Raw genomic sequence first — 15622 nt, 5'->3', positions numbered from 1 at the left:
CCACGAGTGTCTAAACTTCGTAAACAGAGCAAGAAAAAGATTTATGCCGGACTCATCGGAGCGGGAGCAGCAAGTATTTTGTTTAGTGGATTATTGCTGTACGACTGGAAATTGGACAAGGACTCCGCAGATTCACTGGAATTGAAGCATGAACAAGAGCTTCTGGAGATTAAAAAACAGCTTGTAGCCGAACAGAAGGATAGCAAGACAGGTTATGTGATGGTACATGATATTCAGGCAGGAGCATCAATCAAAGATTCAGATGTAAGAGCAGTGAAGGTACCGCAAGGACAAGCACCTGTCAACTTAATAAGTGAGCTGGATGATATTGCGGGAAGTGTGGCGAAGATTGAGCTCAAGGCCGGTACCTCGCTTACTGCCGCAATGCTATATGACGAGGAGCCGACACCGGATGACTTAAGGAATCGAGAAATTTCGGTTATTGCCCGTCCCTCACAATTGGATGCAGGTGATCGGATTGATGTCCGGATTCAGTTCCCTACAGGACAGGATTACATTGTACTATCGAAGAAGAAGGTTCACGATCTGGATGGGGCCACGATGTGGATGACTTTAACAGAAGCAGAGATACTCACTTTATCGAGTGCCATGGTAGATGCCTATCTTCACAAAGCCTCATTATATTCTCTTACATATGTAGAACCTGAACTTCAAGAACGTGCAATACCAACCTATCCAGCCAATAAGGAAGTGCTGACGCTGATCGAATCCAATCCTAATATCGTAGATCTGGCCGAGCAGGCACTTGCTGCGCAGCTGCGCAGTTCCTTGGAAAGGGCATTAAATGAATCCTCCTCATCCAATTACATGGTGTCTGAATCCATTGAGGATGGACTTGCTCGCACGAATGATAACAGAACCTCGCACTGGAACAACACCTTGAACGAGCAAGTAGACAATGGCAATAGTCTATTAGATGCATCAAATGATGAAGAGACCTTATGGAAGGATACGAATATGGATACAGCACAGGAAGGGGGAACCGAGTGAAAAGCTATGTTTTTGCCGGGCCGTGTGACAAAACCGATCTGCTGCTTAATATGAGCAAAATTTTGTCTGTCAGCGGATATCGGGTCATTTTAGTCGATGGTACTGTAGATGGACGATATCGATATTGTATTGAGGAAGGTCATTCTACTCCAGCCGTTACAGAATATGAAGGCTTTGATGTAGCCATTGGATATCGGCAATTTAACGAGGTTGAGCAGGCGTTACTCGAGTTGAATGAAGATGTCCTCTATGACTATGTGATCTTTGACATTGAGCTTACGGGGTTCCTGAACACGGATCAATGGCTATCCGCTGCAGCAAGAGTATGGACGACGGATTACTCACGCATGACCCTGGAGTGTGGCAAAGCGTGGATTAAAGAGCTGTGCAGCCAGATGGTTGTGGATCGTCTTCCTCCGTTTTATAAGCTCTATATAGAGGCGGTAGATACGCACATCGAGTCTTATATTTGGGCTTACTATGAGGATAGTCCGATTGAATTCCAGGGCAGCCCGGTTTGGTTCCGCTCAGATGAACTGGATACAGCGGTACGGCTTGAGAACGAGCATCATCGAAGACGCAGCTTTCGGCATTACTCCAGAGATTACAAGAAGTCGCTTGCCGAGTTAATGGAAATGGTTGCTGGCATTGAGCCTGCCGAGACAAGGCGGGCACTACAATCGAGAGAGAGGAAGAGAGCATGAGCACTGTTGTATTTTGGAGCCCGGTAAACGGGAGAGGAACATCTTCTCACCTCATTTTGTCCGCACTGATGATTACACTCACGCACCATGTCCGTGTCTTGTCTATGCATATGCATAGAGCGGGAGACAGTATAGAAGCAGCGCTGCCAGTCAGAGAGGACAGCATGGACCATATGACGAGCATATTTGCAACTACCGGGTGGGACGCATTGCTGCGGCTGTATTTAAGCGGCAGTCTTACGAGAGACAAATTCAGAGATTATACGGTGCCTTTGTCCAGACAGCTGGATTTGCTGCCAGGAGCAAGAATGCAGAATGGGATAGATGTAAATGAAGAATATGCAAAATATATGCCTTCGGTATTGAAGACGGCAAGTGAGGTATATGATCTTGTCATGCTGGATGCCGGAAATAGAGACAGGATGGAGCGAGATATGTTGAAGGATGCTGATGTGGTCGTCATTAACTTGGATCAAAACTTGAGAGTGCTGGAAAATTATTTTGGCGATACAGAATTAAAAAAAGACCTGGAAAACAAAAAGGTTATCATGACAGTGGGGCATTATGACACAGATTCCCATTGTTCCATAAACAATATGAAGCGGCGCTTTAATTACAAACACCCGGTCATTGGAGTGCCTTACTGTACTGAATTTAAGGATGCCTGGAATCGGCGGGATGTACCTTCTTATTTGCAGCAGAACATGAATTTGGACAAGAAAAACGGTCAACGGGGTGAGCACGCTTCGAGCATTCGGGAGCTGGCCAAATGCATTATGGAAAATGCAGGTTTGCGTACAATCTTGAAGCAGCTGGAGAGGGGAGCATAAATGCGGGGAGAGGCTGCAATGAATGCTCTTCTCATCTGCCTGGTTTGCATCTGTATGATATTGATCATCTTACGAATCAGAGCGAGGGCCAAAGCCTATTCTGGAATATCCTTAGGAGCTCATCATGAACCCCGTACGATTGAGAATTTGACAGAGTATATTAAGCAGTCGCTGCACGAACTCAGTCATAGCCAGCTTGCAGATGCAGGATTACATGAAGAGGAATACAAACGAAAATTAAATCAACGGGCTGAAATGAGACGCGCACTTAAGGATTGTATCTCGGGAAGTGTCAGTGATAAGTCATTTGTTAAAAATATAATCAAGGATCTATTACTTCACAGCTATGGGCTAAACGAGAAGAGCATTAACGAAGCAATTCCGTTTGACCACACCCTAAACTTAACGGTTCAGGATCAGTTTGAAATCGTCTTTTATTTGTATAAACAGCAATATGGAACCGAGGCGCTTTCTAGCCTGATTGATACCTATGATTTAGCTGAACTGAGATGGGATCAAGAGGAGGCTGCAGGCTATTACGCGATAACAGAGGAGGATATAAGACACATCTTCGCTTGTGAGTATAGAGAGCTCCATTTTACCGATAAGCTGAACATTGTCGTTCAACGGATTTATCAGCAGTACAAGGGATTTTCTGTCGTTGACGAAATTCGTGACCAGCGAATTGATGGAGTCAGTGGGGGTGTGAGCGGGATGCTGGGTACAGATTTGTCTTCGTTTCCCCGTGATGGATTTAGCAGAAATATTCCTATAACAACGGATATAAAAGATGATATTCCTTCGAAATCCATAGAGAGTATCTGGATATTTTACAAAGGCAAGTCCATTCATTTGTCCTTTTTGTCTTTTGGATCAGAGCGGGAGCTGAGAAGAGTCTGCCAAAATATTTATAAATATAATCATCCCGGACAGTTGTCAGAATCAAAAGGCTACAAAGTAAACGAGATGAAGGACGGCTCAAGGGTGGTCGTGGTCCGACCTCCGTTCTCTGAGTCCTGGGCATTCTTTGTTCGTAAGTTTGATCTTCAGAATACAGCTTTATCTAAATTAATTGTTGGTGAGAATGCAGAGCCGGTCATTGAATTCATTGAGTATCTCATGAAAGGCAGCCGTATAACCGCCGTTACGGGAGCACAGGGTTCAGGTAAAACAACACTACTAATGGCGATGATTAAGCATATCTACCCTTATCATACGCTTCGTGTACAGGAAATGGCCTTTGAATTGCATTTAAGGAAGCTATACAGCAGGCGTAACATATTAACATTCCGGGAAACAGATCATATCTCAGGACAAGAAGGTCTTGATCTACAGAAGAAGACCGATGGAACGGTCAATATTCTCGGTGAAGTGGCAAGCGATGAGGTAGCCGCATGGATGATACAAATGTCGCAGGTTGCCAGCCTGTTTACGGTCTTTACGCATCATGCCAAAACATTTCCGGATCTTATCTTCTCCTTAAGAAATTCGCTCTTAAAGGCCGGAATGTTCAGCCAGGAATCCATAGCCGAGGAGCAGGTAGCAAGTGTTATCAATTTTGATATTCATCTAAGAAAGGACGCAGACGGCAGAAGATATATCGAACGGATCACAGAATGTGTGCTGGTTCCCGGCCATTTGCGATCAGGGCATCCCGCTTTTACATACAGGAATATTGTTGAGTATAGAGCAGGGAGATACATCATAACATCCGCTATATCTGAGGCCAACAGAGCAGATATGCTATCACACATGAACAAGGAAGATGCCGAATCGTTTGAACGCTGGCTTTTGTCACACCGAGGTGAAGCTCATGTCTCTTAAAGAATGGCTGCTGATTCTCTTGTTTATCTCTCTGGCCGCTTTTATAGTTGTGATCGGTTTGATATCTCGCGCCAAGCGTCAGCAAGAGCAGCGAGTAGGAGCGATTCCATACAATTCCAATACAACAAGTACATCTACGCAGCTAGCGGCATTCTTTAATGTTTTTTTTACTAGATCTTATTTGGTAGGAATCAAGATTCCTGTGCTGTCGGGGTACATCTTGCTAGTGAGGAAGAAATTAAGCTATCAGCAGGGGATGAGCGAGTATCTGCTCCGATGTCAAACGATGAAGCTTACATGGTCCATATGGATTTCTTTTCTCACCGCAGGAGGCATTCTCTTCTCCCTACAGCCAGGGCTCAGCTTCCTTGTATTGTCCTGCCTTGTTGGCGTTATCATTAACAGTCTGTTCCTGGATATGACGGTAGCAAGGCAAGAGAGGAAGCTATTGTCTGAAATGATTGAATTGTTCGCCGATGTACGTCACAGGTACCATCAGCACGGCATGGTGGAGGAAGCGCTGTACGAAGCTGCAGAGTTCGCTCATGGGGAGGCTGCCCGGCATGCAATGCATATCTATGCGGCTTTAACCTCTGTTAATCCGGATGAAGCACTTGAGCGATATTATGAGACAGCTCCCAATCGCTTCCTGAAAGCCTTTGCCGGAATCTCCTATATGGTCATGGAATTTGGTGATCAGCATGCGGATCAGAGCTCTATATATTTAACAGGGATCAGCAGCCTGACTCAAGAGATCCATCTTGAAATACTACGGCTGGACAAGCTTGATTATCTGTTAAAAGGACTTAATTTGATCAGTCTCATTCCGGTCTTCTTTACGAAGCCAATCGAGAACTGGGCCAGAAGCAGCTTTCCGACCATGAATGAATTTTATGACAGCAAGATGGGTTTCATCATTCTATTATCCATCTACGTCATCATCATTGGTTGTTATCTTATGCTTCAGCAGCTTCAACGTAATCAGGAGACAACTTTTCGGGTCACTCAGCAAAAAAGAATCCTCGAAAAACAGATTTATCGCTGGAAATGGATTCAACCGTTCGTTTCAAGCTTTGTGCCCCAGTCAGGTACCAAACAATATCATTCGATGGTCAAGCTGCTCCGTGATACGAATACGCATTTGAAAGTGGAGTGGTTTGTGGTAAGACGGCTTCTATGTGCCAGTATTTGCTTTTTCGTCGCATTTGGCAGTGTGCTGTACTTGCATCATGTTGAGAAGCAGCACATTCTGACCAAGCCGGTAACCCAGACAACAATCTTTGGAAAGCTGCCTGATGATGAGCTCGAGGAAGCACTTGCATGGAGTGAGCTGGATGAGAAGGTAATGCGTGATCTGAATATGAATGCTCACAGCTCTTATGAAGAAGTTGAACGATTACTCCTTGCGGTATCTGAGAAGTCGCAGGATCGAGAAACAGTGCTTGCATCCGTATCTCGAATTATGGACAAGCTCCAAGCTTGGAATGATGAATTTCTTAAGTGGTGGGAGCTGGCTCTCTGCTTCGGAATCGGGTATGTAGGCTTTCAACTACCCTTATTGCTGCTATACATGCAGCGTAAAGTACGAAGTATGGATATGAAGCATGAAATTTATCAATATCAGACGGTGATTTCTATATTAAGAGAAATGGACCGAATGTCAGTTGAGGAAATTTTGGAGTGGCTGAACCGTTTTGCTGTCATTTTCAAAACACCGCTTCAAAAATGTCTGCTTCATTTCGAGCAGGGACCAGAAGCAGCACTGGAGCTCCTTAAAGAAGAAGTGACTTTGCCTGAATTTCAAAGAATGATAGATAAGCTTATGTTGTCTCTTGGGGCAATTACGATCAAGGAAGCCTTTGATGATCTGGAAGGGCAGATGTCGTTTTATTTCGAACAGCGAAGGCAGGAGTATGCCCAAATGATTGACAAGAAAGCGGAATGGGGAAAAATGATCGGTTTCATGCCGATGTACTCGCTAATTTTCCTGTATCTAGTCATTCCGCTAATTACGGTGAGCTTCACACAAATGAATATTTACTATGAGCAAATACAGAGGCTTTGAGCTAAAGTCTAATGAATTCAATCATCATCTTACAAATGAGTTATGAAATGATTCCTATAAATCAAAATTATATCGGAGGTATAACCATGCAAAATGCATCATCTGCTCTTAAAGTAGCTGCAGGTATTTTTCTTACTATTGCACTAATCACGATCGTCGTTATTCTGTTTATTTCAGCTCAGGAAGCTACAAAGACTGCACAGAACAATTTTGCCGACATTCAGACCGAGCTGTCACAGGCTGCTTTTACCGTGTATGACGGAACCACAATCAGCGGATCCCAAGTGACGAATGCACTTCGTAAATTTGCAGGTAAAGATCAGTTTGGGATCTATATCAGAACAGGCAAGAATCCAGAAGGTCAGTGGTACGGATACCCGTTGAATACCAGCTCCGCCACGAATAATGGATATGGGGAAGTCGTTAATCCGGAGGGCGGTACCAGTGGAGTGCTGAACGATACATTGAATGAGCGTCTGAACGAATATGTAAATCCTAGCGGTAGATTCAAAGCTACTGTGGTTAAGGACAACTCTAATGTCGTGAGAGGTTTACTATTTGTACAGTCCTAAGCAGCTAGGGAATTGCTTAATTATGGAAAGAGAGAAGGGGTTGTGATCTGGGAGAACACACTAGATCCATGCTGCTTATCGCTGTAGCTGTTACGACCTGGGTTGGCGCATGTTTATTAGCTGTATCTCTAATATCTTCGATGGAAACTACAGCATCAGCAAGACATATCCATCAGTCAGGACAGGATGGTCGTATACAGACCATCCTTGGAGAAGCAGTAAGGCCCACGGTCAGCGGTGCTTATGTGCGCAGTGTAGTACAGTTTCCACAGGAGGACATTGTCATATATGTTGACGGGAAGATCCCGGCTGACAACCTTGATCTTAATGCCGGAGATCAATACAGCGTGGAATATATAAGAGGAACAGTTGGTAAGCTCGAGCAAATTCATTATCGAAAGGCGGCAGATGCCTCGTGATCAACAGTGTGTCCAAAATACTTGCAGCTCTGCTTGCTGTCCTGCTCCTTTATGTGTACCCGGCAGTTGAAGCTGCTGGAAGACAGGATGATCTATCCCGGCTGACGACATATAACACAGTGACTAAATTTGTAGATGCGGTGCGGACGAAAGGGTATATTACACCGACAATGTACGAGCAGTTTCAAGAAGAATTGGCACTTACCGGAAACACGTTTGACGTTAAGCTTGAGCATATGCACAAAAACTATGTTCCTGAATATACAGACCCGATGAATCAAGCGACGTTTACTGGAAAGTTCGAAGCAGTGCTAGATGGTTATTACGATGAACAGATCATGGAGGTTTTGTTTCCGGATAATGAAATGTCCAGAGATGAGCAAGCCCGAGTATACAAGCTTACAGCAGGAGATTTTTTTCGTGTAACTTGTATGAATACCAACAGAACACCAGCTGATCTATTCAAGGAATGGTTGCTGCTCGGTCAGGGAAATGGAAGCTCGATTCATGTGAACTACGGAGGGATGGTCATTAATGAGGATTACTGATTATGCCATCCTCTTCGTCCTCATCTTCTTTCCTGCATTCTGGTTCTATAGTATGGACCTAAAGGATGAAGCCGAGGCTGTATGGCTGGAGCAGCAATATACGCAGGCTGTTCAGACAGCGGTTCAGGACGCAAGCAGTGTGATGAATTTGAATGAAGATCCTCTGCTCGAAACAAGCTATGCCTCATCCAAATTTACAAGAGTAGACAAGGAGCTTCTGCTAGACACTTTTATGCATACGATCTCCCTCAATTTTGGATTGGATGAAGATCGATCAGCACAAAATGTTTTCATGACATATTTGCCTGCACTTCTGGTCATTGATTATGACGGCTATTACATCTATCAGAGTGCTCCCTATACGAATGAGGAAGGCTGGAATGCAGAAGAGCATCTATGGACTGAGAAAAAAATGTACATCTATGCGGATGATCTGGGGAATACGGTTCGATTTACATTAGATGATTATGTATATGCATATGAGCACAGCACGGGTCAATGGGTGGAAGGGTATCTGGATGAAATACGATCTCTCACCCGTATCCCACTCCTACAAGATGCTGATGCCTTTGATCAAGTAAGAAGACAAACAATTGTCAGTGAGATTCAGGATGATCTCGCGTACGCCATTCATAATCATAATGAAAAAGCTCTGCGTAATGGCTATGCTTATCAATTTACTCTTCCAGTTATTCCACAGGAGGAATGGTACAACACCATTGATGATGTGGGAGTGATGGCGTTCATCCAAGGAATTCCGGTTGGATCCGGATATTACAATAATTATGCATTTTCGGGAGGCAGGCTCGTGAAGACGACTCCAATTGTAGGTGGAATTGATGCAGAGACAGGGATTAAATACTATTATCCAAGCACCTGTAATCTTGAATTTGTACCGATGGAGCGATTTACAACGTCTAAGGAAGCGGCAGCTGCGGGTTATTTTGAACATGGATGCATGAATAATGCACGTCGGTAGACAAGTAGAAAAATGGATTTTTTTATAAAATATGTATAGTGATTTTCCGATAAAATACTAGAACTATAGCTAATTAATTCGTAGACAGCCGGAGCAAGATAACAACTATACATAACAGGAGTGATAGGAAAATGAAAAAACAGATGAGCTTAGTATTAGCGGGAGCCCTTCTATCCGCTAATATACTAGGAAGCTCACTGCCAGTCAGTGCAGCTAACAGTAAGTTTAGAGATGTTCCTTCTACTCATTGGGCCAATCAATCCATTTATAGTGCAGTCGAGAAAGGATATTTCAAAGGCTATTCTGATGGAACTTTTCGTCCTAAAGCCAATATAACTCGTGCTGAGTTCGCAGCCCTGATTGCTAGAGTGGCTGACTATGAAACGGTTCAGAGTACTGATGACTTTTCAGATATGAAAGGACACTGGGCAGAATCTGCGGTAAATGCAGCAGCAGGTATGGGTTTCATCAAGGCGACTGACTATCCTAACGGATTTCAACCTGGAAAGGCATTGACCAGAGAAGAGATGGCCAAATGGCTGAGCTCTGGACTTGCAGCAAATGATGCCGAGTACAAGCAGGCTTGGTCAGATACCAAGACTACAGTTCTTCCAGTTAAAGAGTACTTCCAAGGTAAGATCAGTCAGACGAAGGCTCCATCTATTGCGATTGTGATGGGGACAGCCCTAATGAAAGGTTACACAGATGGATCCTTTGGACTTACCCAGACGACAACCAGGGCGGAGGTCTCTGCCATTGTCCTTCGATTGGAGAACGTGCTTAGCAAATCAGCAAATTCATTCGCCGATTTAACAGAGCTGCGCGCCGTAGGTACGGAGAAATCGAATTTGGAGTTAGTAACTCCGTTTACCTTCGGTAACGAAACGTTCGCTGATGCATCGGGTAAAACATTTACTTTTAAAAATGGAGCAGGAAGCTTAGTTTTTCATAGGGCAATAGCAGTAAATACACAAGATTGGAACAATAAACAGAGTATTTATTCAGATGTTTTTGTATCTGAGAGAAACAAATTATTTCTCACACAACAAAAAGGAATTTATCCGGTGTATATGCAGATAACAATTTATCCTAAGTCAAGCAACTTCAGCTCAAGTCATTACAGTAATTCGGGAGCGAAATTGCTACGAGGAGAAACTATATATAGTGAATTACCAGAAAAATATGGTTACGAAACATTACCTAATAATGAAACAGCTAAGTACTTCTCCAATCATAGGCATGGGGTCACTTTATGGGTTGTGCGCTACATAACTAAGGATACTTTAATTGATGTAACTATGGAAAATGGTACCTACCTTAGAGTAATTAATAAATAAAAATATTTAACAATGGGGATGTAAGATGAAAAAATATTTGCTGTCAATTGCATTCTTCTTCATTGTTCTGATTACGTTTTTGAGTCAAAACCAAGCATTGGGTTTGTGGGAAAATGGGTACCCTCCTATTGATGAAAAAGAGGCTACTTTAACTCCTGACAATGGCAGTATCCCATCTTTCAGAAAACAAACCTTGAAAGTTAAAGTAATTGGTTTTAGTGAGCCTAACCCAGCAACAACTTGGACTCAAGGTGATGATGAAAAATGGTCTGCAGTTAGAAATGAAGGTGCAGATAGAGTGGAGACTTCTACAGTTGGATCTGGGGATAAGGCATGGCCTAAAGCTGAGAATTTTGTTACTGACAAAATCAATACTAAGAATTATGCACCAAATTCATTAATCGATATTCAAGGCAACCCATACAAAGTTGAACATGTTAAAGAACTGGCATTAGAAAATATTGAATACGTCAATTCAACTAATTATGGTTATGAAGGTAAACCACAATGGGAACGAGGTAGTTTGTTTGCTGTAATTAAAACTAAAACGGGTAAAATTTCACTGGATTCTGATTTATACACTCATGCTGAACGTCGAGTCTATGGGCAAAGACCTGATAAAGATAACAAATATCAAGTTAAATATGAAACACCTCTTCGTATCGAATACACCGGCTTCATCAAAGAAATTAAAGAACTAAAAGTCGAAGAAGACATGTCTATGTCCGTCGATGAGAAGAAGCCACTGTACGCAAAAGTTAAAACGACCCAGTATGATGGATCGGAATCAAGCTGGGTGGATGTTTCTTATCGGGACAGTGTGAAATGGAGCTCCGACAACAAAGGGGTAGCCACTGTAGATGCTGCGGGCAGAGTGACTGCTGTCAGTGAAGGAAGTGCTCGAATTACCGCGATCTGGGATAGTGAAGAAGGTCCATATCATCTATATGATTATGCCACGGTAACGGTGGGTGGTGATCCGGATGAAGAGCCTGAGCAACCAGGAGGAGAGGCTGCGTGTACACCTAAGATTAATCCTCCTTCTCAAAGCTCAAGCCCTACAACGACTTTTATGGATCCTGGGGCTCAAGGTCATATTCTAGCGGATGATGCCGCGAATGGACTTCATTTCGATGCGACAATCGGAATTCCTACTTCAGAGCACTTATATACCAATGCATGGGCGTATCATTATCTGTATCAGCATACATTTGGTCAGCAGAAAGGTACGATTACTTACGATTGTAACGCCGAGATTACCTATGTGCTGAAATGGGAGGAGGCACAGGATCCTGTACCTGATGAGGATGGGAATATGGTTGAAGTACCTCCAGAACCGAAGTCCGTATCTGAAACGGTCAATTATCAATTTTCATTCGAAAGGGATTACTCTTATTGGACTGTGAACAACCTTGAGGTTTACGGTATTGAGCAAGCGACGATGTCAAATTATGCACTGCCTGGAAAGACGGTAACGTTAAGGCCTAATGGATATACAGCACCTTCTGTGCAGCTCGACAAGTCTGAGAATGTAGAGGAACATGTTATTCCAAAAAACAGCGGCGCAATTAGCTTTACTCCGGATGAAGTCGATGGAGGAGACAGTAAGCCTTCACCGCCTGATGATACTTCGATATTGCTCGGAATGGCTGAAGCTCAGACAGGACCACCCGAAGTGAAGAATGATTCTCTCGATTTTACTTGGAAAGGGACAACCACCACTGTAATGGATGGGGGAACTGTAATCCAGAATGGACCTAGCCCGACAAAAATACCTCAAGCACCCAAGATCAGGTCCTACAAGGATAGCGGAGAAACCATATTGTATGAGAATCAACTTCTTATTAGCCAGAGCTTGCTGAATGAAGCGGATAATCCATCTTCTGGAACTATTAATTATACACTTATTCAGCCTGCGGTGGGGGGTGGAGCAACTCGTAGCTATCCAATAAACCCCATTAATGAAGTTACCGTACATACGTCTGTGGTGAACTTCTCACTCGTCTCCGACGATCAGGCTCATAACCAGAAGACGATTCCGAACATGAAACGTTCAGCCTTAATTTTGGAGCGTCCGTTTAAAGTAAGAATTCCGACGGAAGGACAGCATACAAGCTATCCTGGATACGGAAACCGAGATTATGCGAAGTATTATCGGATTAAGCAGGTGAAGTTCCCTTTTGATGTGTTTAGCCATGACCAATCTCAGTTTTATCCGCAAGACACATGGATTAATGTTCCGGTAGCCCAGCTCGATACGACCTTTTATCTTCCTGTATGGGTGGACGAAGGTGAATATCAGGTAGAATTCAGGAATATCGCGGAAAATGCCCCTTCAAATTATAATGCTCAAAATGAGCAGGATGCCAACCTGGATCTTATACATCATATCGCAAGTGATGAGGTATCTGTTGAGGTTATTGGCCGGCTGTACGATTTTCGGATAACGGATATTGCAGACTACAGCTGGGAAAATGTATTCCGAACGACGGAGGGCAGCAGTGCTCCAACCGGCGTATCTTATTGGGTAGGAACCTTGGGTATTGACGGTGATCCGAGAGGAATCGATGAGAGGTTTACGACGCCGATCCGCCCCGGAAGCCATCCTGCGGAAGGGTACAAGAATGTAGCGATGAAGACCGGCTATCATTTCAAATTTGATTTCAAGACCAAAGGAAATATGTTTGGCACCGAGGATGGAATTCGGATCACACCGACCTTTTATTTCGTCACGAAGGATGGACGGACCCGAGTTCTCGTAGATCTCTATTACCATACGAAGGAACAGAACTTTGTCCGGATCGGATCAGAAGAAGATCAGGTTCAGCGATATGTCATCCTAAATGAACGACTGCGGAATGTACCAGAAGGGCAGCTTCAGGATACGGCAAGGTACAAATATCATCACGATGAAAGCCTTCATACAGGCATGATTACCGAGAGTGCATACCAGAGCTATTATCAAACGGTGTTTACCAAAATGAAGACGCCTGTAGGTGGATGGGATCTTCTGATGATTCCAGAGCAGCTGCGAACCTTTATTGGACCGAAGACAAATATACCGGTAACGGCAAGCAGTGATACTCTTCGTGCGAACGCCTCAATCCAGCAGTGGTACGGTGAGTATAGTCTTCCAGCCGAGCCTTACGTGGTGAGGCAAGGAACGAATATCTCAGAATATGCTAGGACGAATAGAGGAATTGACGAGAAGTCACCTATCTTCCTGAAGAACGGTTATATAATCGTAAACTTCAATCTGGAATCCATTCAGGAAGGAAAGGTTAATGCTCCGCATCTGCAGTATATCCATGCTCCTTTAATGAATCAGTGGAAGATGGAAGGGTATCAAAACAGAGTTTTTGATGCATACGGACACGCCTTTAGCTTATTGGATGGAGATGTTGTGTTCTATCATGCCGATCAATCGAGCCGGGATGATTTCAGTCCACAGGTACCACATTAATCATTACTGGAGAAGACCCGGCTTCGGGTCTTTTTTCATTCACATCATGAATTGCCCGCTTTCCGGCTCCCCCCATTAGCCTAATTCCTTACATTGGAGACGTCCAAATGGAGTGATGATGCTATTTTTGCATTGACTCCCAAAATCTTAGTATCAGTGAGCCTTCAAATTATGCTAATATATCATATTAGATGGATTGGGCTTATGCTATTTCAGTAAGCAAATGTGATTGCATTAAGTTCTGATCTTCAATGAATATTCGATTAAATATCAGAGACTAAAGGCGAATGCCATACAAGATAGGAGTAACTGCATTATATGAGTTTATTGACTGTAGAAAATGTCAGCCACAATTTTGGAGATCGCACATTATTTAAAAATGTTTCCTTCCGCTTATTAGCAGGAGAGCATGTGGGAATGGTCGGTGCGAACGGCGTAGGTAAATCTACGCTGATGAATATTTTGACAGGACAGCTGCTGAAGGACAGCGGCAAAGTGGAGTGGACACCGAAAGTCCGTTATGGATATCTGGATCAGCATACCAAGCTGACACCGGGCAAAACCATTCGTGACGTATTGAAGGACGCCTTCCTGCCTTTACTTGAACTGGAAAAAGAAATGATGGTCATTACCGAGAAAATGGCCGATGCCTCTCCAGAGGAATTAGAGCAGCTGCTTGAAGAAATGGGCGAGATTCAGGAGCAGCTGGATATGGGTGACTTTTATTTGATTGATGTCAAAGTAGAAGAGATGGCAAATGGGCTTGGTCTGAATGCGATAGGACTAGATCGGGACGTATCAGCTCTAAGCGGTGGACAGCGGACGAAGGTACTGCTAGCCAAGCTGCTTCTTGAGAAGCCCAACGTTCTTCTCCTGGATGAGCCTACGAACTATTTGGATGTTGAGCATATTGAATGGCTGACTCGTTATTTGAAGGATTATCCTTATGCCTTCATGCTGATATCACATGATACAGAGTTTATGAATCAGGTCGTGAACGTCATCTATCATCTTGAATTTGCGAAGCTGACCCGTTACTCGGCGAACTATAACAAGTTCCTTGAGATGGCCGATATTAACAAGAATCAGCATATTGATGCTTACGAGAAGCAGCAGGAATATATTAAGAAGCAGGAAGATTTTATCCAGCGCAACAAGGCTCGCTATTCAACCTCAGGACGGGCGAAGAGCCGTGAGAAACAGTTGGATCGTATTGAACGTATTGATCGTCCTGAAGAAGCGGCCAAGCCGGTGTTTGGTTTTAAGGATGCCCGCGCAAGCGGCAAGACCGTATTTGAAGGCATTGATTTTGAGATTGGTTATGACTATGCACTGCTTCCCAAAATGACCATGACGATTGAGCGTGGAGATAAGATTGCCATTGTCGGATGTAACGGCGTCGGTAAATCTACGCTTCTCAAGACAATTCTCGGAAAAATTCCTGCGCTGAGCGGGAAGACCTATCTGGGGGATTTCCTATTCCCGGCTTATTTCGAACAAGAAGTACGTCCCGGCAAAATTACACCAATTGATGATGTATGGAATGAATTCTCTCATTTGAATCAGCATGAAGTACGCGCGCATCTTGCGCGCTGTGGTCTTAAGAATGAACATATTACAAGACCGCTGAACATGCTGAGCGGGGGAGAACAGGCGAAGGTGCGTCTATGTAAGCTCATGATGCGTGAGACGAATTGGATTCTATTTGATGAGCCGACCAATCACTTGGATGTGGTAGCCAAGGAAGAGCTGAAGCGTGCACTCAAAGAATTTAAAGGCACTGTATTGCTCGTTTCCCACGAACCGGATTTTTACGAGGATTGGGTAACGAAGACTTGGAATGTAGAAGAATGGTCTACTAAAGTTTAAT

At 43.8% G+C, this 15622-nt stretch carries 12 protein-coding genes; all 12 read left to right on the top strand.

What is annotated here, in order from left to right; genetic code table 11:
• Positions 1–6: 6 nt before the first annotated feature.
• The 12 genes from TCA2_RS05995 to TCA2_RS05940 all read left to right on the top strand — a co-directional run bounded on the left by TCA2_RS05995 (position 7) and on the right by TCA2_RS05940 (position 15621).
• The gene (locus TCA2_RS05995; RefSeq protein ID WP_052511772.1) at positions 7–1011 is read left to right on the top strand and encodes an SAF domain-containing protein; all 1005 of its coding nucleotides are present in this window, start codon (positions 7–9) and stop codon (positions 1009–1011) included.
• Positions 1008–1715: a hypothetical protein gene (locus TCA2_RS05990; protein ID WP_047910636.1), complete on the top strand. Its 708-nt coding sequence runs from the start codon at positions 1008–1010 to the stop codon at positions 1713–1715. The genes TCA2_RS05995 and TCA2_RS05990 overlap by 4 nt, the downstream gene beginning before the upstream one ends.
• Positions 1712–2545, top strand: a complete 834-nt coding sequence (locus TCA2_RS05985) for a hypothetical protein (protein WP_047910635.1) — start codon at positions 1712–1714, stop codon at positions 2543–2545. The genes TCA2_RS05990 and TCA2_RS05985 overlap by 4 nt, the downstream gene beginning before the upstream one ends.
• Positions 2546–4369: an ATPase, T2SS/T4P/T4SS family gene (locus TCA2_RS05980; RefSeq protein ID WP_047910634.1), complete on the top strand. Its 1824-nt coding sequence runs from the start codon at positions 2546–2548 to the stop codon at positions 4367–4369.
• Complete coding sequence (locus tag TCA2_RS05975) at positions 4359–6434, top strand: hypothetical protein (RefSeq protein ID WP_047910633.1); 2076 nt, start codon at positions 4359–4361, stop codon at positions 6432–6434. Before TCA2_RS05980 ends, TCA2_RS05975 begins: the two co-directional genes overlap by 11 nt.
• Positions 6435–6520: 86 nt before the next feature.
• Positions 6521–7006 carry a hypothetical protein gene (locus TCA2_RS05970; protein WP_047910632.1) on the top strand — a complete coding sequence of 162 codons (486 nt, stop codon included), beginning with the start codon at positions 6521–6523 and terminating at the stop codon, positions 7004–7006.
• Positions 7007–7074: 68 nt separating this feature from the next.
• Positions 7075–7425, top strand: a complete 351-nt coding sequence (locus TCA2_RS05965) for a hypothetical protein (protein WP_047910631.1) — start codon at positions 7075–7077, stop codon at positions 7423–7425.
• Positions 7422–7973 (top strand): hypothetical protein, encoded by a 552-nt coding sequence (locus tag TCA2_RS05960; protein WP_047910630.1) that lies wholly within the window; start codon positions 7422–7424, stop codon positions 7971–7973. The genes TCA2_RS05965 and TCA2_RS05960 overlap by 4 nt, the downstream gene beginning before the upstream one ends.
• Positions 7960–8952, top strand: a complete 993-nt coding sequence (locus TCA2_RS05955; protein ID WP_047910629.1) for a F0F1-type ATP synthase — start codon at positions 7960–7962, stop codon at positions 8950–8952. The genes TCA2_RS05960 and TCA2_RS05955 overlap by 14 nt, the downstream gene beginning before the upstream one ends.
• 131 nt (positions 8953–9083) lie before the next feature.
• Entirely contained in the window at positions 9084–10289 is a 1206-nt protein-coding gene (locus tag TCA2_RS05950; RefSeq protein ID WP_047910628.1) for an S-layer homology domain-containing protein, read from the top strand.
• A 25-nt stretch (positions 10290–10314) separates the two neighbouring features.
• Complete coding sequence (locus TCA2_RS05945) at positions 10315–13752, top strand: DUF5704 domain-containing protein (RefSeq protein WP_047910627.1); 3438 nt, start codon at positions 10315–10317, stop codon at positions 13750–13752.
• 318 nt (positions 13753–14070) lie between these two features.
• Positions 14071–15621 (top strand): ABC-F family ATP-binding cassette domain-containing protein, encoded by a 1551-nt coding sequence (locus TCA2_RS05940; protein ID WP_047910626.1) that lies wholly within the window; start codon positions 14071–14073, stop codon positions 15619–15621.
• Position 15622: the final 1 nt, after the last annotated feature.

Source organism: Paenibacillus sp. TCA20 (genome assembly GCF_000732325.1).
GTDB lineage: Bacteria > Bacillota > Bacilli > Paenibacillales > Paenibacillaceae > Paenibacillus > Paenibacillus urinalis.
Note: the sequence above shows the minus strand (reverse complement) of the source record. Positions and strands in the feature narration are given on the sequence as shown.